The sequence below is a fragment of the Glutamicibacter sp. genome (assembly GCF_035257265.1).
Taxonomy (GTDB): Bacteria; Actinomycetota; Actinomycetes; order Actinomycetales; family Micrococcaceae; genus Glutamicibacter.
On sequence record NZ_DATEXC010000038.1, the window covers coordinates 292503 to 310605 of the forward strand.

Consider the following 18103-nt stretch of genomic DNA (forward strand, 5'->3'; position numbering starts at 1 on the left):
TCGAGTGACGGGGATGCCACCCGTGGTCTTTAGTCGGAGCTGCTGTTACGGTTTCTTCGCAGGCGGTAGATCCCCGCAGCAATAGCAGCAAGCGCTATCAGTGTTCCTGCGATGACGTATACCCGAGTGCCTGTGCCGCCGGTCAGAGGAAGTGCGAAAGCTTTCGCATCGCGGTTCACGAAGCGGTAAACAGCTTGTTGCTCGGCCGCCAGAGTGAGACTTTTCCGGTCTGCTTTTTCCCAGTTCTTAGGATCATTAAGTTGTGCTTGAAGACGTGGGTCAGATCCGATGAATTTTTCGAAAGCTACTTGGGTGTAACCACCGATTTCGCTCGCTTCACTGATCTCATACTCATGGCCTGGACGAATCAGGAAAGAGTTGTCCGAGATCGTCGAGGCTCCTTCAACTGTACGTTCGGAAAGGCGTGGGAAGTCGGTGCGAGGGGCCGCAGTCAGATCCCAGTCGCTGGCCACGGCGGTGCCCGTTCCATTGATGTTTTCGACGAATTTCAACAGCGTCATTTGGGCCGTCTTGTTGACAGCTGTGCAGCGGATGTCTGCGCCCAAAGGTGCTGTTACTGTGCCGTTAGTGCCGGAACGCTCAGCGAGTACTCCTTGCACGGTTTTTCCATCGACGTCGACCGTGACGCATTTCCATGACCCGGTGGCGCGGGGAGCCGCGCTACGCTCCTGGCTTGTTCTTGTGTCATCTTGCACATACTCAGCCGGGCCATTGGATTCTGCCAGTGCAAGACGCTGGTTGGCTGGAATGCTTTGGCGCACCCCACTTTTTCCCTGAATGACCGCGGTGCCGGAATCGTTTAGCCCTGCCAGGTCCCAGGCCTGGGGGCTAATTGCGCCGCCGATGACTTCTTTGTTTAGAGTTAGATTTGATTCGCACGAAACGTTGTTGGTGACCGTGGCGGTGTTAGCTGCGGAACGCAGCGTGAGCTCTGAGGGCATCGTTCGGTCGAGTGTGGAACCATTGAATCCGGTCAGTTTCTGGCTGGTAATCCGGCATCCCGGCATCCCTTTGGAGATGCTGGTCGTTTCATCCACACTGATTTTCTGCCCCGAGCGCAGCCCCTCCAATTTGGTCCCCCACGTCAGGTCTCGGGTTTGATCAGTGGTCACACGTGCTTGAGCCTGTAATCCTTCAGGCTGTGATCCATTGTCGACTCGTTGACCATTGATAACCCAGACCTTGCTCAGTGTCAGGTCAGAGACCTTCGCATCGTTGCCGATTACGCAATTGATCGCTGGAACGCCCTTAGCCGCTTGGTATGCGGGAACGACAATGGTTCCCTGTGCTCCCTGCTGGGCGGGAAGGACCTCAGCTGGGGCATTTGAATAGCTGATAGTGCATTGTGATTGGCTGGAGTAATCGGCCAGTGTGCCCGTTGAGCCAGCCGACATGGCTTCTCCATAGGCATAAGTCTGCCCAGGCAAAACGGAGACCGGTTCTACTTGAGTGGCCTGTACGCCAGTTGCACTTCCAGTTGTCGTTGCTTCGCCCAGAACGGTTGAGCCTTGGCGCAGAGACAATACAAATTGGTCAGATGCTCCCACACGTCGTTCGACGTTTTTCTGCACAGTGACAGAGGGCGCATTGATCTTCAACGCGTGATCTTCCACCTCACCAGACTGAGTCATGCCAGTGGGTGAAGACAGCTCAGCCGTGGTTGCCGCAATACGGAAACGCACGAAACTTGTACCCGTGGCTGAGGACTTCTTCGTATCGGCGGGAACTGCCCAAGTAAGGTTCACCGAGGCGCCAGTGCATTGGACAGCTGCGGAACGTTCGCCCGTGTCAAACTTGCCGTTAGCATTCCAGTCAATCCAACCGGCGACATAACCAGGTCCGGTGCATTGAACAGAGTTCATCGTGTAGTTCTGTCCGGGGACAGCATTGATCGTGCCTAGATTACCGACAGCGTCCTCGTCGTCCGCATTAGTTGTGTCGTCGAGTGTTGCCCTAGCACTGGGCTGGTGATTGGCATCGGCATCAATCGTGGCGCCTAAACGTGTGAGCGGCTGGATTGGGGTGCCCAGCTCGAACCCCGAACCAAAAACGAGATTGTCACCTTCGGTAAGCTGTGTTCCGCTCCATTCGCGTTGGAAAAGAGCGCCTGCTTCACCGTAGCTAGACGGCGCATCGCCAAAGTCAGCCTCAAACACCACGCCCAAGGCCACTGCGCTTTTACCGCCGCCTTGGATAGTAATAGCGGCAGAACTTGACCCTTTCATGTAGGCGATCGCCATAGGACCACCGTTCGCGCATTCACCGGCAGTAGGACGCAAGGTAAGAGTACCCGTGAGCAGCTGAGCGTTTACGCCATTGGTGGTGTTGCACGAAGCGTTTCGGAATCGCTCAATGACGCGCCAATCTACGGGAGTCTGTAGAGGCCTGGCCGCAACAAACTCGGATCTCGTGGCGACACTGTTTGAATTACTTGCTTCAGCATCCGCGAATACCAGACCACCCAGTGGGACGGCGGTTCCGTTCAAGGTCGCCGAGCAGCTCACATTGAAGGTTGCGCGATCATTATCAATTGCATGCGTAATGCCGCTGATCAGCTGATTAGAGCCTCCCGTACCACCAATGTTGTACAGGTCATCGAGTCCATCGTTAGTCCATTGGCCTGGCCGGTATGCAAGAAGTCGCGAGTCATTACTTGCGGTCTGACGTCCAGCAATATTGTTGATAGTGCAGCTGGTGACGAGGGCTTGCCCTCCGATAGTTCGGGTTGTACTTTTTGTAGTCCCACTGGCGATCGCGCTACCGCTGGTCCCCCATTGAATCCAGTCGATGAGTCCCTTGTACTGCCCTGATCCGCCTGTAGCATAGGTAGCGTTTGCAGGCAAAGCGAATTTCGCACTCACTGCGGGTAAAATCATCAGGAGTAACAACGCGCAAAGCAAGGTGCTCGCAAATCGGATACTCAAGGCAAAACTGGCACGGCGCAACAATACAACATCCATCAGGTCTGTGGGCTTATAGTCCGAAGCTCCGGGCACAGACCGCCCTAGGGCGATCAGAGACTTAGCAGATCATAAGCGTGCGAATCAGCTGAGTTAGAAATTTGCGTCAGCACCCGATAGTCACGGAGCATTACTCAGATTTCTGCGATTACAGGCACGAATAAGACGAAATTATTCCTTGTTATGCGCGTAACCCCCTGAATTCATTTCATCCAGGTCTTTCAGCAAAATTTTTACTTAGCCTAGCAAGGTACTCATATTTACTCAACCATGTATTAAAACTAACGAAGCAGTTGACACTCGTAAACCTGTCACTCCGCGCTTGACTTCTTTATATACATTCGATTTGGATTGAAGATTTTCAAAGACAAGATAGTTAGTAATCACTTGAAATTTCATGGGTTTCAAGAAGATGTCTCCATCATGGAATTAGAGTGTGCCTCGGGCGAAATAATCGACGTTTCGAAAATTCTTGCCATTCAATTGACAGTAAGAGTTACACGAAGTTTCCAACTGGGATGAAACTCACTTTTATCTGAAGTCAGCTCCCAGCCACTTTGAACTGAAGCTGCGGCAACGCACCGTCCAAATTTCGGACGCGGTTCGAGTCGCAGATGTATCTGGCTTTCGACGACAAGAAACCTAGCGCAGCCCTGAAGCAGGTTGAGAGATTTTTCCCTATTCTTGTCTCTTTACACCGGAGATCAGTCCTAATCGCCAAAGTTGAGAAATCCTCGAAAAATGCGAGCATCGAAGAAAAGTGGTGTTCCAACCGTGCCTTAGTCACTGACGCAATTTAGATCGTTGTCTTGCCTGGCCACGAGATGTTAGGAGGTCGGGATACGACGATGGGATTCGTGGAGGCAGAGCAAGGGTGCTTCACCAACATCGGTCGAGATTGGCAAAACTTCGTGGCGGTTCCCTTTTCCCCGGACCGTGATTTCACCCCGGCGCCAGTTGATGTCATCAACCTTCAGACCGGCCACCTCGCCTCGGCGAGTACCCAACTGCCACAGAACCATTAGAATCGCACGGTCACTTAAACCGACATCTCTGGCTCAATCACAGCCAGCGGGCGGACGGATGAAGTCGCTTTGCGTGAACGCGCATGGAACGTTGGAACGATGCCCGGTGAGTTTTGGCAGCGCCATAGCGAGCGGTGCAGTCGTGATTTCGGCGACGCGGAGGAAGCGCAGAAACGATGCTAACGCGGTCACGGTCGTCTGCGACCACCCAATACTTGAACTAGCGCAGAGCGCCGAAATGTAGATGGTCTTCTGGCCCGCTGAGATCCCCTCCAACCAGAGTCCCTGCTGGTTGGAGATACTCGGTGACACGCATATTGGTCACGACCGAGCTTTCAACCAGCCCGCGTTCGGTGGAGAGTTAACTGGGATACCGCTCATGGATCAGCGAGAGCGGGTCCACGCGTGTGATCGCTGGAGGCGCCACACCGATTTGGCGCAAATACGCGATCGGAACCGAAAAATTTGTGATAGCCACAAACGTCGTTCGGTGTGCGGGCCGCCGGGCCGCGACCAACCGGAACCAGACAGGCATCGTCCAAGTCGCTGGCAGCCAGGCGACGCCCGTGCAACCAACGATCCAATGCTGCGAGCTGATGCAGCCTCCTCCGAACGAAGAATCCGCACAGAATCAGCATGAAGCACCAACGCGATTATGCCGAGTGTCTAGGCCGCGGCAGCCCACGTACCAGCAAGAATCCGCCCAGACACGTTTGAGCTCGGCATAATCACGGCCCGGCAATAATCGCTGCTATCCCGATTTCGGGATAACTCAGAAGTCTGGTTCAAAACCCTGAAGTATTTGCCCTCGTTCCCTGAACGGTTCGGGTGGTTCGCGCATGCCAAAGATTTTCTTGTGCGCTTCTCTTCGACCAGCAACACCCACCACCGACATTCCGGAATCGGGTTTCACGCCCCAGCCGATGTGCATTTTGAGATGACTGGTCATGTTGATGATCAGTGGTTGGCCGCGCTGGCGTAAGCACAGGTGCAGCATCCTGAACGATTTAGTTCTTCTCGGTTACTGTAGAAGCTTCAACTGCCAGACAAGGCTTGGATTGACGAGCCCATCGAACGTTAGGAAGTAGAGGAGGATAACGTGGAAACACCTGCAGCATAGCTGCTCCTGGTCTCACTTGACTTGAAAATTTCTGCACTCCCTCGGCTTAAAATCCTTGAAAATTCGTTAGTCCTAGGTTCTCACTACTATGTATTTCAAGCGAAAACGCAGATCCGTGACAACGTCATGGTTTGCGGGCCATTAAAAAACCGACTCAAAATTGATCGGAAAACTCAATCCTTGTAGGCCTAGCGGAACGTATAGCAAGACGATGCAAGTGATACGAAAAATCAACCAAACAACTAACCAGTGAGAACATCAGGATCGTTAAAGTTACGGCCAGCTCCATACCCTGCTCTCGACCATTGAAATGAAAAATTTGCACTGAGCGCAATGTTGCACTTAGTGTAATTAGGTGAGTAATTTTTTACCGAACACTGATCGTCGTACCGAAACCAAAGCCAGGCACCGCCGTTCCATCATCGACGCCGCTGCCTCAATCATGCGGAACCGGCTGACTAGCGATTTCTCAGTCGACGAATTAGCCCAGGCAGCCGATTTATCGAAGCGCACACTCTTCAATCATTTCGCTTCTCTAGATGAAGTAGTCATCGAGGTTTTCGGCAACGAACTCGGAGAGGTCGTTGAACGGCTCGCTTCACACACTCCCCCTGGAGAATCCCGCGAGTCGATATTCGACGAACTTGCCACAACGCTACGGTCCACCGACTTAGTTTCGCCGATGGTCTACCTCACCCAAGTATTGGGCAGTGAGGAACCAGTGTTGTCCCCGCGTCAGGCCCATATGGCTGCGCGGGCTTTTACTGCCATCAGCGAGCGGCTTACCGGGCAGATGCTGCAACGTCACTCCGGGAGCGACCCCTTGTTGGTCCAGCTGCTGGTCAGTTCATTAACGAATGGCCTGCTCGTCATCTACACTCACTGGGTTTCCACGCTGGGAGCCGTTGACACGCCCGAATCTAGGAATCTCTGGGCACAACTCCTGGAACGGCTCATCGACTCGCTTCGCACCGGTTTTGGCGACAGTTAGCACTCCCACATTTTCTAGATTATCCATCGACACTATGAGAAGGACCCATGGCTGAATTTCTTTATCGTCTTGGACGTGGCTCAGCTCGCCACGCCCGGAAAATCATCGCTGCGTGGTTCGCGGTGCTCTTGGCCGTCGGCATAGCATTCGCCATTGGCGGGGGAACATTGTCCAATGCCATGTCCATTCCCGGTACCCCCACAGCAGAAGTGACAGACAGACTGGCTAGAGAATTCCCTGAAGCTTCCGGTGGAACTGGCAGTATCGTGGCGCAGACCAGCAGCGGTGAAGCATTTACCGCTGAGCAGGAACAGGCCATCGGCGCGATCGTCACGGAAGCCAAGGGCATCGATGGAATCGAAACCGTCATTGATCCCTTCGCCACCGAATCAGATAGATCCGACCAGGCCGCCGCGATCAAGGACGCCCAGCAGCAGATCGCGGACGCCAAGGATAAGCTGAAGACGGGTTCCACCCAGCTTCAGACTGCGGAAGAAGAACTGGCCGCCGGCCGCGAACAACTAGACAAGGCCATCGCCCAGGCCCGCTCAGCAGGCCTGTATGACCAAGCAAAAGCCCAGTTCGATAACCAATCGGCCCAACTGAACGCCGTAGCCGAAGAACTGAAAACTCAGCGGGCCAAGCTGGACGAAGGCAGCGCAACGCTGGAAAAACAGGAAGCTGAACTTCAGCAAGGAGCTTCCCTGCTGAACATGGCTGCCGAAATCCGGACAGTGTCGGCCGACGGGCGAGCTGCCATCACCACCGTCGTGTTCACCGAAGCTCAGATGGATATCGCGCAAGAAACCAAAGACGCACTAGTCGCGGCGTTTGCAGAGAACCCAGTAGCTGGTGTGGAATTCGACTTCTCTTCGGAAGTCTCACAAGGCATCCCCAGCGTTTTCGGCGTTGGTGAAGTCATTGGCCTAATCGTGGCTGGAATCGTGCTGGTAGTCATGCTGGGTACCTTGGTGGGTGCCGGTTTGCCATTGCTGACCGCTCTAGTGGGCGTGGCCATTGGCGCGTTGGGTGCGATGTCCCTGTCCAGCGTGCTGGAAATGTCCTCAGTGACCCCGATGCTCGGACTGATGCTCGGCTTAGCCGTAGGCATTGACTATTCATTGTTCATCATTAATCGACACCGCCACCAGCTCAAGGATGGCTACACGGTACGTGAATCGATCGCGCTGGCCAATGGCACCTCGGGTAATGCCGTAGTCTTCGCCGGCGCCACGGTATTCATAGCCCTGCTGGCCCTGAATGTCACCCGGATCCCGTTCTTGGGACTCATGGGTAGCGTCGGCGCGGCCAGCGTGCTGATCGCAGTGCTGGTTGCCATCACCCTGACTCCCGCACTGCTCTCGCTTGTAGGCCAGAAGATTCTCAGCCGCAAGGAACGAGCCCGTCTGGAAGCAGGCCCGCAAGTCTCCGCAGCAGTGACGTCTCGGGTGCGCGCGGTACGCCCAATGTCGACCAAGGGCGCCATTGGCGCAGCGGTGGGCTCCATAGCCTTGCTGCTTGTCATTGCCATCCCAGCTTTGGATCTCCGTCTGAATCTGCCCGATGGGTCCTCCGAGGCCTCGGACACTACCCAATACCGCGCCTACACGAGTATTTCCGAACGATTCGGCGAAGGACAAAATGGTCCCTTGCTGGTAGTTGCTGACCTTCCCGGCACACCGAGCGAGGAACAGGCACTGGCATACCAGCGCGACATTGCCGAGACCATCTTCGCCCAAGATGACGTGGTGGCAGTGGCGCCGGCAGGCACCTCCGCGGATCGCTCCGTTGCGGCATTCCAAGTCATCCCCGAACAAGGGCCGACCAGCGTGTCCACCGAGGAACTGGTCCACACCCTTCGCGGACTCTCCCCTGTTGATGGCACCTTCGAGATCGGCGTCGCCGGCTCAGCTAGCGGCAACGTGGACATCTCCGAGAAGCTCGCCGAAGCCCTGCCTATTTACCTAGTCGTGGTTGTCGGGCTGTCCATGCTGATTCTCATCCTGGTGTTCCGTTCGATCTTCGTACCCCTAGTCGCGACAATAGGCTTCATTCTGTCCTACTTCGCCTCCTTGGGCGGAGTAGTCGCAATCTACCAGTGGGGCTGGTTCTCAACCATCTTCGGCGTCGATACCCCCGGGCCAATCCTGAATTTCCTTCCGACTCTGCTGGTAGGCATCCTCTTCGGCCTAGCCATGGATTATCAACTGTTCATTGGTTCAGGCATGCGCGAAGCCTACGCCCATGGTGCCCAAGCCAGGCTTGCAGTGGTCCAGGGAGTGCGCGCTGGACGTGCGGTAGTGTCCGCGGCGGCCATCATCATGATCTCGGTCTTCGGTGGCTTCGTCTTCTCCCACAGCGCGATGATCCGGCCTATCGGCTTCGCACTGGCTTTCGGCGTGCTGGTCGATGCCTTCGTGGTGCGCATGCTGCTGATCCCCGCACTCATGCACCTAGCCGGGGACAAAGCATGGTGGTTACCGAAGTGGCTTAATCGCATATTGCCGGATATAGATGTGGAGGGTGCGTCCTTGGAACGCAGCCACCCGCATGTCGCCCCGACCTTGGACGCAAATTCGGCACAAGAATCAGCACGTCACGACCGTAGCTAACTAAGCTATTCCAAGAACCAGCGGATCTGTTTCACTTACGTCAGGTAAGCGAGGCAGGTCCGTTTGCGTCCGAAGTCGACCGTCATCAGATTGATCATTGAGGTCGTCGGAGTCCACACATTCTCCACTGCCCTGCCGATCAGTGTCTTGCCCCTGCGTACTGCCTACGACACCGCTGACAGGCTCGGAGGCGAGCATGTCAGCCCCTAAATTCTGGTACACGCAACGACCTCGAACACCTAAACCCGGCCACAATCCATTCAGCACTTCGGAGAACGAGTAGAAAGCGCTCAGCGGAAGCATGCTCACACATAAGATACGTATCTGCACTTCCAGACTGTGATGGCAGGAGCCTCGCTTCGACCACGAACTGCGTATGAATGTGGGAACAACCTTCGCCACCACGCTGTAGTTTCCATTACCGAACCCGAGTGGCACCATCGTCCCTCGAACTACACGATCAAAGAAGAAGCCAGCCGTGATTCCCGAGGAACTTGCAGCAACAATAGGCGGGGAGGAACACGGTATCGAGATATTCACCAAAAGTAACTCTTCAGTCTGGGCATCTTCCAAAGCAATTAGAACTGCGGGCGAGGATCGAAACCAAACGCATGAGGTCGTCAACTGATTCATTGAACGTGGCTATCACCGCTGGCATTCCTTGAACTCACTCATATTCACTCAGGTCACCACGTCCTTCGCGCGAACCGAGCAGTTCGGAGACGAGTATGGCGATTTCGGATCTGGCAATTCGTCCGGGCAATTTGTAGCCCTCCGCCTTGTTCGTAACTGTTACGAGTACTCCCCATGACTCATGCTGCGCTAACTTTCAGATTTGCTTCCCGCATGCGCGCCGAAACGATATCCAGAATTCGCAGCAGAATGTACTTTTGAATCTATCCCGGAAAAGGTGGCGAAGAGAGGCAACTTCTCTGGTTAACCAATAAACAGCTAGTCAACATTTATTTTCTACTCAGCGATTTTCTCGCCATATGGACAACGGACGGCGAGTCCAACCTGTCGACTCAAAACGTAGAAACGAAAGACACGACTGGGACGCGACCCTTTGATGGCGTGACGCAGTAAGTTTGCTCGATGTGGTGATTCTTGTGGTCGGCTGAACATTTCGAAACCCCCAAGTATCCAAACCGTTCAGCCGACAGAGCCACAGGTCCTGACGCGGCCGAGGCAAGCCGTTGCAAACGGATAGATAGGCAAAGCACGGTCCCTTTAGATGCGGTGTATGGGACTGCACTCTTCTACGGATCTTGCTTAAAACTAAGTATGCGACAACGTAGGGCATTTACCGGCACGAAATCCGGTAATTAATTTTTCATTTTTAAGGCAGGATTTCCCTACTGCCCGACGCAGTGGTCCCGATAAGCTAACCGGGAAAAGCCTACGGAGCATATCTGACTGCCGACCCCGTGCAATTACAGAAAATGACCTGAACGATGCAGAAACAGTCTGCATTTCGAGTAGACACCTCACCGCAGTGCATCGGCATATACGTGTGAAGCTTCAAGACAATTTCTAATAGTTTCTCCTAGAAGGGGAGAGCAGATCGGCCCTAGCTTGTTCCTTGGCCCTCGTGCCAGGCTAGGCGAATGAACTCTGCACGCTTGTACACAGCCCACTGGCCGGACCCTCAACTTATGACTCCCTGGCGGCCGGCCTGTGCTCCGACGGGCACCGGGCGGGCGTTCCAGATTTGAGATGCCTGCTCATCGACAGACCACAATACTGGCCCCGTCAATTCGCAATGACCGCAAACAACACTGAGGTTGACTAAGTAGACCTTGTTGGCCTCGGTGGAGGGGGCCGCTTCTACCTGCCGTAGGATCAGCGACGGAACGATTCGCCGGAACACGTCATATCGTGTAACGATCGGTATTCTTCGTTTGTAAGGGGCAGCACTCAACGTGATGACATGGCGTGAATTTGGACGCCAAGTCTGTCTGTTCTACGCGCTTTAGGGCTCCCACTGAATCTATTCCTATTCAATCCATCAGCCGCTGACTCGGCTGCCGATTTCCTTCCAAGAACCGCAGACCGGTCGCCGGGTGAACTAGCATTGGCCATATCCTTCCTGACCACTAAGTCCCTGACCTACAAGTCCCCCACCTCTTGAAAGCAGGAATATCGTGACTATCTCCCCCCTGATCTGGGGCATCACCATCGTGGTCATCCTGGCTCTGCTGGCCTTCGACTATTTCTTCCACATCCGCAAGGCACACGTCCCCACCCTGAAGGAAGCGGCCATCTGGTCTTCCATCTACGTGGGCATCGCCCTTGTCTTTGGCATTCTTGTCCTGGTCTTCGGCGGACCCACCATGGGCTCAGAGTACTTCGCCGGATACATCACCGAAAAGGCCCTCTCGGTAGACAACCTCTTTGTCTTCCTGATCATCATCGCCAGCTTCAAGGTTCCGCGCGAGGATCAGCAGAAGGTACTGCTCTTCGGCATTGTGTTCTCCCTGATCGCCCGCACCGGTTTCATCTTCCTCGGCGCAGCACTGATCAACTCCTTCGCCTGGGTCTTCTACGCCTTCGGCCTGATCTTGCTGCTTACCGCCGGAAACCTTCTCAAACCCAAAACCGATGGCGACGAAGCCGACAACTTCATGATCCGTCTCACCCGCAAGTTCTTCCACACCTCGGAGCACTACGACGGCGACAAGCTGTTCACCATGGAGAACGGCAAAAAGGTCCTCACCCCAATGCTGCTGGTCATGGTCGCCATAGGCGGAACCGACATTCTCTTCGCCCTGGACTCGATCCCCGCCATCTTCGGCCTCACCCAGAACGTCTACATCGTCTTCACCGCCACTGCGTTCTCCCTCATGGGCCTGCGACAGCTCTACTTCCTGATCGACGGCCTCCTGGACCGGTTGATCTATCTCTCCTACGGGCTGGCCGCGGTCTTAGGATTCATCGGCGTCAAACTGATCCTGCACGCAATGCACGAAAACACTTTGCCGTTCATCAATGATGGCAAACCGGTACCGGTCATCGAGATCACCACAGGCCTATCGCTGACAGTCATCATCGGAGTACTGGTTATCACCGTACTGGCCTCACTGCTGAGCAAGGCCGGCAAAGCTCAGGCCGCGATCAACAATGCCCGACGGCACGCGGTCAACTATCTGGATTTGGACTACACGGCAGATCCTGCCGAACGCGAACGCATCTACACCGCCCTACTAGAGGAAGAACGGCAGATCGAAACGATGGCTCCTAAGTACCGCAACAAAGCCAAGGACGTCGAGATGATCCGGGCCGAGGTGGCCAAGGCCCACCGGCAGCACGAGGAATACCTCTCCCCGTAATCAAAGGGGTTAAGAGAACCAAAGACTGCGTTCTTCCTCCCTACTCACTAACACGTATCAGAACCACTAACGCGCAGGATCGCTCCCCGGGATGTTATTGATAGCTCCACATTCCCGGGGAACAGCGGAGTTGTCGGACGCCTAGCCTGTGGCGTTAACTGCCGATACCGATAGCAGGCCCAAAGAGCATGAAGCCGACAAAGCCCACGGCGTCCAACAAGAAATGCGCGATTACCAACGGCATCACCCGCCCGTATTTGTGGTAAATCCAACCGAACACCACACCCATGGCTATATTTCCCAGCATCGGGCCGACGCCTTGATAGAGATGGTAGCTGCCGCGGATCAGCGCCGAAACCAAAATAAGCGTCCACGGCCCGAAGTTGAGTTTTTTTCCGTAGCCGAATAGGAATGCCAGCATGATCACTTCTTCGAGCACCGCATGCCGGATGGCAGAAAGTAGCAGCACCGGCACGCTCCACCAATATTCTGCGAGATTCGCCGTCGACAGAGCAGTGGTGATCCCTAACGCGCGGCCTGCGGCATAAACCCCCAAAGTGCCCAGACCCATGGCAAGGAATAATCCTGCCCCGAGCAGCGAATCTTTGCCCGGCCTGCGAAAGTCGAATCCGATATCTTTCACGCTTCGTCCCAGCGTGCGGTGCATCAAGTACAGTGCGAGAAGAACCGGTATCAGCGCAAATAAAATATCCAGCAACTGATATGACAGGTCAAAGTATTCGCGGGAGTTGAGAGGATTATTCATCGACGTGGTTTGGTCGCGCAGCGGCGCTCGGGTCGCCTTGTCGGCAAAGCTAATCAACGAATACACCGCACTCTGCCCCAGACAGAGCCCCATCACAAGGAAGATCTCCATCTTGAGGATGCGAGCATTGCTCTTCGCTAACGTCTTTTCACCAGTCACCTATCGATCATAGACTTCGTCCGCTGTGTCGGAGCTTTGCGTGTGGTAATCGCTGCACACAAGAACAGCCAGTATGCACGCAGACATGCTATGTTCAAGCCGCATTAAAAAGTCAAGGAGCACCGCGCCCAAGTTAATGGGCCCGATACTCCTTGACTAGCGCAACACCAGACGAACTAATTCGCCTATGGCCGCAAAAACTTACTAGCTATTTAGCGCTGCAATAGCTGCGTCGTAGTCTGGCTCCGTGGTGATTTCCGGAACGATCTGGGTGTAAACGACCTTGCCGGCCTCGTCCAAGACGACGACGGAACGTGCCAAGAGGCCCGCTAGTGGCCCATCTACCTGGGTCACACCGTACGCCGAGCCAAAGTCCGAGCGGAACACGGAAGCAGCGGTCACATTTTCAATGTTCTCTGCACCGCAGAAGCGGCCCAAAGCGAATGGCAGGTCAGCCGAAACACACACAACGGTGGTGTTTTCCAAGCCGGCAGCTAGTTCATTGAAGCGGCGTACGCTGGCTGCGCACACACCGGTGTCAACCGATGGGAAGATGTTCAGCACCACGCGTCGGCCAGCGAGGGATTCGCTGGTGACATCTGCGAGGCCGGTGTCGGTGAGGGTAAACGCTGGAGCCTGCGCGCCAACGGCTGGCAGCTCTCCAATAGTCTGGACGGGGGTATCTTTGAATGCAGTAGTAGCCATACTTCATTGTCTATCACGGATGGCCAACTTACTTCTATATTTCGGTCTCAGCGCAACGATACGTCTAGTGTTTACCCCGATTCTTCCCACTTTTCATGGTTTCGAATTCTTTGCCCCGTGACAGACTTAGGCTATGACTAAGGTCCCTGATTTGCACGCCTATGCTTCCAAAATGCGCGCGCTCACCGAAGAGGGCATCGACTTTGAGGTTGATGTACGCTTTCTCGACATGCTGATTTCTCGCTCAGCAACTGTCTTGGACGTTGGCTGCGGAATTGGAAATGCCGTAAATGGCCTCAGGACCCGAGGCCATCAAGCTTTTGGAATCGATCCGACCGTGACGGTGCTTCGGACCGCGCAAGAGCTCTACGAACCTAGCTGGTTCAGGCAGCTAGGAGCCGCTGAAATCACGTTCGAACGCTTAACAGAACTTGGACTGCCGACTACCTATGACGCCATTTTGCTTGCTGGAAATGTTCCGGCCTTTCTCACGGAGACCGATTTCGCAGCATCAATGGCTCAGCTCGAAAATCACCTCAGCGGCAATGGCGTCCTCATCATTGGCACCACCACTGCCATGCGTGGTGGACCTACACACCAAGACCGCGCAGTGCATAGCACCGGCCTCATACTGACTCACCGTTATTCCGACTGGCACCTAGGCTCATTTGAGGAAGAGTCGCCGTGGTCCGTGAGTATTTTTGGACGATCCAGCATTCGTCAGTTTTCCGAAACACCCGACGGTAAATTTATCCTCAGAGGGTAACCATTTCCCCTGCTCGATACACGCTGTGTGTCAGAGCCATTCCCGGCCGGTATGCCAGATGTGCGGCGGAGGGTGCATCCAGAACATGCAGGTCCGCACGCTTCCCAACTTCTATCGACCCAACTTTATCCGCCACGCCAAGGGCTAAGGCCCCGCCGAAAGTGGCAGCCTCGACCGCCTCTGCAAGGCTCAGCCTCATTTGCAGCACCGCGGTCGCCACACAGAAGTTCATGTTGCTGGTGTAGCTGGTCCCCGGATTGCAGTTACTGGCCAAAGCGATCACCACGCCGGCATCGAGCAACTCACGCCCGGGCGCCAAAGGCTGACGAGTGGAAAGATCACAGGCCGGAAGGCATGTAGCCACCACCCCACGAGAACCCGTCCGGGCCGCCTTGTCCCAACCGCTCCAGGACCCGGCGAGCGCGTTGATGTCGGCTGGTTCAAGATAATTCACGTGGTCCACCGAGTGGCTGCTAAATTCTACGGCGAGCTTTGTCCCAGGACCTGGGCCCAGCTGATTTCCATGAATCTTTGTGGCGATCCCGCGGTCTTTGGCCGCCTGCATTACTCGGCGTGTTTGTTCTTCGTTAAATGCTCCGCGTTCGCAGAATACATCCACAAAATCTATGCTCGCGGCCACAGCATCAAGCATTGGGCCGGCTACCTCGTTGGTGTAGTCATCTGCGTCGCGACCGGCAGGAACCAGGTGAGCACCTAGGAAAGTCACCTGATCCACGATTTCTCGTGCCAGAAGTGCATGGCGCACTTCCTCCTCTAAGGTGAGCCCATAACCCGTTTTAGTTTCCATCCAGGTCGTTCCCATAGACAGTGCTTCGGCTCGGCGGGCCGAGACCAGTTCGGACAAGGCGTTGTCATCGGTGGCGCGGGTAGCCGAGGTAGTGACGGCAATCCCCCCGGCGGCGTAGTCTTCACCGGCCATCCGGGCAACAAATTCGTCTGCTCGATCCCCGGCAAAGACTAGGTGGCTGTGCGAGTCCACCCACCCCGGCAGTACCGCACGGCCGCCAAGATCAGTAATGATCTCAGCCTCTGGCGCTTGCTGCGCTGAGCCCACCCATTCGATGATTCCGCCTCTGATCAGCAATGCTGCATCCGCGATGACGGTACCGGCGGCGTCAACGGTGGTCAGTTGGGAGATGTTTGTCAGTAAGTGGGTGCTCATCTGCCTGTGGTTCCTTTTGCTTGAGTGCGTCCTAAGATTATGATGGCGCACTATCACGGTCCTTATCAGAGCTTATTGAAAAGTACTCCGCGCAGGAAGCAAAGTCATCAGGTTCAATCTGGCATTTCGGACAAGTCAGCGGATACGACAAAGTCGCCCCGTTTCCGTGGAGGGAATCAAGGCGACTCTGACCGTCTATTTAGCGCGAGGCGACGAAGGCCTTCACACAGGCTTCGATATCCTCGGCCGAATGTGCCGCGGAGAGCTGAACACGGATACGTGCTGCACCCTTTGGCACTACCGGGAAGCTGAACGCGGTGACAAAAACACCATGCTCCAACATCTTCGATGCTACTTCGGCGGCCTTGACCGCATCGCCGAACATGACCGGAATGATGGCATGCTCGCCGTCCAGCAGATCAAAACCTTCCTCCGTCATCCGACGACGGAAGTGCGCCGCATTCTCAAAGAGCTTCTCGCGCAGGTCACCTGAATCGACCACCAATTCCAGGGCCTTCAGGGTGGCCGCTACGATGGACGGAGCAAGTGAGTTGGAGAACAGGTAGGGGCGGGCCTTCTGACGAAGCATAGCTACGATCTCGCCACGTCCAGAAACATAACCACCCGAAGCTCCGCCCAACGCCTTGCCGAAGGTTCCGGTGTAGATGTCCACCCGGTCAGAGACACCTGCGTGCTCCGGAGTTCCTGCGCCTGTTGCTCCCATGAACCCCACCGCGTGGGAATCATCAACCATGACCAGTGCACCGTATTTGTCGGCTAAATCGCAGATGGCTTCCAGGGGAGCCAAGAAGCCGTCCATGGAGAACACCCCGTCGGTGACGATGATGGTGCGTCGGGCACCGGCACCATCGTTGAGGGCTGCAACTGCCTGCAGCTGAGTTTCCAGATCTGCCATGTCCTGGTTGGCGTAGCGGAAACGCGCTGCCTTGGACAAACGAATGCCATCAATGATCGAGGCGTGGTTCAGCGAATCGGAGATGATCGCGTCTTCCTTGCCGAACAAGGACTCAAATACACCGCCATTTGCGTCGAAGCAGCTGGAGAACAAGATGGTGTCTTCGGTTCCGAGGAAGCCCGAGAGCTTGGATTCAAGTTCTAGGTGCAGATCCTGGGTACCGCAGATGAAACGGACAGACGCCATGCCGAAGCCGCGCTCGTCCATGGCATTTTTTGCCGCGTCGATGATTCGGGCATCATCGGCTAGGCCCAGGTAGTTATTTGCGCAGAAGTTCAGCACCCGGCGTGCTTCGCTGCCCAAGGAACCGGCCATGATAGACGCGGACTGTGCCGAATCGATGTGGCGTTCTGCTTTAAAAAGTCCTGCTTCTTTGAGCTGTTCCAGTTCCGCGGACAGCTGCTCTTTCATATCTGTGTACATGTCATATCTCCTAGAAAACAGTCCAGTCCAAAACAACCTTGCCACCGTGCCCACCACGGGCGGCGGTGAATCCGTCCTGCCACTCGGTGGCAGGGATAAAGTCGGTCACCACCGACGCTATGCGTTCGCGCAAAACGTCCGAGGTGGTGAGCATGGCGCTCATGGCATACCAGGTTTCGAACATTTCACGCCCGTAGATCCCCTTCAGGGTGAGCATGTGGGTGACAACCTTGCCCCAGTTAATATCGATCGATTCGCTAGGCAGTCCAAGCATGCTGATCTTGCCACCGTGGTTCATATTTTCGATCATTTCCGGCAATGCGGTCTTGTGCCCCGACATTTCCATGCCGAAGTCGAAACCTTCGCGCATGCCCAGTTCCTTCTGAGCCTCAGCCACACGCTGTTGAGAAACGTTGATGGCGAGGTTCACTCCCATGCTTCGTGCCAGTTCCAGACGCTGCTCTGACACGTCGGTGATGGCGATGTTGCGCGCGCCGGCGTGGCGGGCCACTGCTGCTGCCATCAGACCGATTGGTCCGGCACCGGTGATCAATACGTCTTCGCCCACCATGGGGAACTGCAGTGCGGTGTGCACAGCGTTGCCAAAAGGATCAAAAATTGCGCCCAGCAGCGGGGTGATGCGCTCGTCGCGGTGAATGTACACATTGCTTGCCGGGATCACTACGTATTCGGCGAACGCGCCATCGCGCTGAACGCCTACAGAGTTGACGTTGATGCACATGTGCGGGCGTCCGGCACGGCAGTTTCGGCAGATGCCACAGACCACATGGCCCTCGCCGGACACGCGGTCCCCGACCTTGACACCGTGTGCGAACGCTCCAACTTCCACGACCTCCCCGTAGAACTCGTGACCTGGGACCAGCGGGGTGTTGATCATGGCCTGCGCGGCCTCATCATAGGCTTCAATATGCAGGTCGGTGCCGCAGATGCCAGCGGTCATCACACGGATTTTCACATCATGAGCACCTGTTTCTGGCTCGGGCCGGTCTACGAGTTCCAGCCCGGCGTGTGGGCCGGACTTGTATAGAGCTTTCATGCTGGTTCCT

Annotated in this window: 11 protein-coding genes and 1 pseudogene; 5 read left to right on the forward strand and 7 right to left on the reverse strand. The window is 55.4% G+C overall.

The genetic code is table 11. The annotated features are described in order from the left end of the window. Positions 1 to 29 precede the first annotated feature (29 nt). Complete coding sequence (locus tag VJ369_RS10175) at positions 30 to 3017, reverse strand: CshA/CshB family fibrillar adhesin-related protein (RefSeq protein WP_324091950.1); 2988 nt, start codon at positions 3015 to 3017, stop codon at positions 30 to 32. Between the two features lie 791 nt (positions 3018 to 3808). Then, the gene (locus VJ369_RS19180) at positions 3809 to 4003 is read right to left on the reverse strand and encodes a tyrosine-type recombinase/integrase (RefSeq protein ID WP_414652644.1); all 195 of its coding nucleotides are present in this window, start codon (positions 4001 to 4003) and stop codon (positions 3809 to 3811) included. A gap of 775 nt (positions 4004 to 4778) precedes the next feature. On the opposite strand from VJ369_RS19180, the pseudogene VJ369_RS10185 reads away from it, so the two are divergent. From VJ369_RS10185 to VJ369_RS10200, 4 genes and pseudogenes are all read left to right on the forward strand, one after another. Continuing rightward, a pseudogene (locus tag VJ369_RS10185) lies at positions 4779 to 5033 on the forward strand (IS3 family transposase); the annotation flags it as partial. A gap of 448 nt (positions 5034 to 5481) precedes the next feature. Further along, positions 5482 to 6117: a TetR/AcrR family transcriptional regulator gene (locus VJ369_RS10190; protein WP_324091952.1), complete on the forward strand. Its 636-nt coding sequence runs from the start codon at positions 5482 to 5484 to the stop codon at positions 6115 to 6117. Between the two features lie 47 nt (positions 6118 to 6164). Then, positions 6165 to 8729, forward strand: coding sequence for an MMPL family transporter (locus VJ369_RS10195; RefSeq protein WP_324091953.1), 2565 nt, complete (start codon positions 6165 to 6167; stop codon positions 8727 to 8729). A gap of 2144 nt (positions 8730 to 10873) precedes the next feature. Further along, entirely contained in the window at positions 10874 to 12058 is a 1185-nt protein-coding gene (locus tag VJ369_RS10200) for a TerC family protein (RefSeq protein ID WP_324091954.1), read from the forward strand. 154 nt (positions 12059 to 12212) lie between these two features. Here the strand turns inward: VJ369_RS10200 and VJ369_RS10205 are convergent, their stop codons facing one another. Both VJ369_RS10205 and tpx read right to left on the reverse strand, forming a co-directional pair. Beyond that, positions 12213 to 12935 (reverse strand): type II CAAX endopeptidase family protein, encoded by a 723-nt coding sequence (locus tag VJ369_RS10205; protein WP_324092102.1) that lies wholly within the window; start codon positions 12933 to 12935, stop codon positions 12213 to 12215. Between the two features lie 252 nt (positions 12936 to 13187). Further along, the gene (tpx, locus tag VJ369_RS10210) at positions 13188 to 13688 is read right to left on the reverse strand and encodes a thiol peroxidase (RefSeq protein WP_324091955.1); all 501 of its coding nucleotides are present in this window, start codon (positions 13686 to 13688) and stop codon (positions 13188 to 13190) included. A gap of 133 nt (positions 13689 to 13821) precedes the next feature. Between tpx and VJ369_RS10215 the strand changes: the two genes are divergently transcribed. After that, entirely contained in the window at positions 13822 to 14454 is a 633-nt protein-coding gene (locus tag VJ369_RS10215; RefSeq protein ID WP_324091956.1) for a class I SAM-dependent methyltransferase, read from the forward strand. On the opposite strand, the gene hutI is transcribed toward VJ369_RS10215, so the two are convergent. From hutI to tdh, 3 genes are all read right to left on the reverse strand, one after another. Then, the gene (gene hutI / locus VJ369_RS10220) at positions 14444 to 15637 is read right to left on the reverse strand and encodes an imidazolonepropionase (RefSeq protein WP_324091957.1); all 1194 of its coding nucleotides are present in this window, start codon (positions 15635 to 15637) and stop codon (positions 14444 to 14446) included. The genes VJ369_RS10215 and hutI overlap by 11 nt on opposite strands. Before the next feature lie 199 nt (positions 15638 to 15836). Continuing rightward, a complete protein-coding gene (locus VJ369_RS10225; RefSeq protein ID WP_324091958.1) occupies positions 15837 to 17036 on the reverse strand; it encodes a glycine C-acetyltransferase in 1200 nt (399 codons plus the stop codon). A gap of 10 nt (positions 17037 to 17046) precedes the next feature. After that, a complete protein-coding gene (gene tdh, locus VJ369_RS10230) occupies positions 17047 to 18093 on the reverse strand; it encodes an L-threonine 3-dehydrogenase (RefSeq protein ID WP_324091959.1) in 1047 nt (348 codons plus the stop codon). Between the last annotated feature and the right edge of the window lie 10 nt (positions 18094 to 18103).

Excerpts from the sequence above, each read along its gene's own strand:
- VJ369_RS19180 (WP_414652644.1), bottom strand. The coding sequence starts at position 4,003 with ATGGTTCTGTGGCAGTTGGGTACTCGCCGAGGCGAGGTGGCCGGTCTG.
- VJ369_RS10195 (WP_324091953.1), top strand. The coding sequence starts at position 6,165 with ATGGCTGAATTTCTTTATCGTCTTGGACGTGGCTCAGCTCGCCACGCC.
- VJ369_RS10205 (WP_324092102.1), bottom strand. The coding sequence starts at position 12,935 with ATGGAGATCTTCCTTGTGATGGGGCTCTGTCTGGGGCAGAGTGCGGTG.
- tpx (WP_324091955.1), bottom strand. The coding sequence starts at position 13,688 with ATGGCTACTACTGCATTCAAAGATACCCCCGTCCAGACTATTGGAGAG.
- VJ369_RS10215 (WP_324091956.1), top strand. The coding sequence starts at position 13,822 with ATGACTAAGGTCCCTGATTTGCACGCCTATGCTTCCAAAATGCGCGCG.
- hutI (WP_324091957.1), bottom strand. The coding sequence starts at position 15,637 with ATGAGCACCCACTTACTGACAAACATCTCCCAACTGACCACCGTTGAC.
- VJ369_RS10225 (WP_324091958.1), bottom strand. The coding sequence starts at position 17,036 with ATGTACACAGATATGAAAGAGCAGCTGTCCGCGGAACTGGAACAGCTC.
- tdh (WP_324091959.1), bottom strand. The coding sequence starts at position 18,093 with ATGAAAGCTCTATACAAGTCCGGCCCACACGCCGGGCTGGAACTCGTA.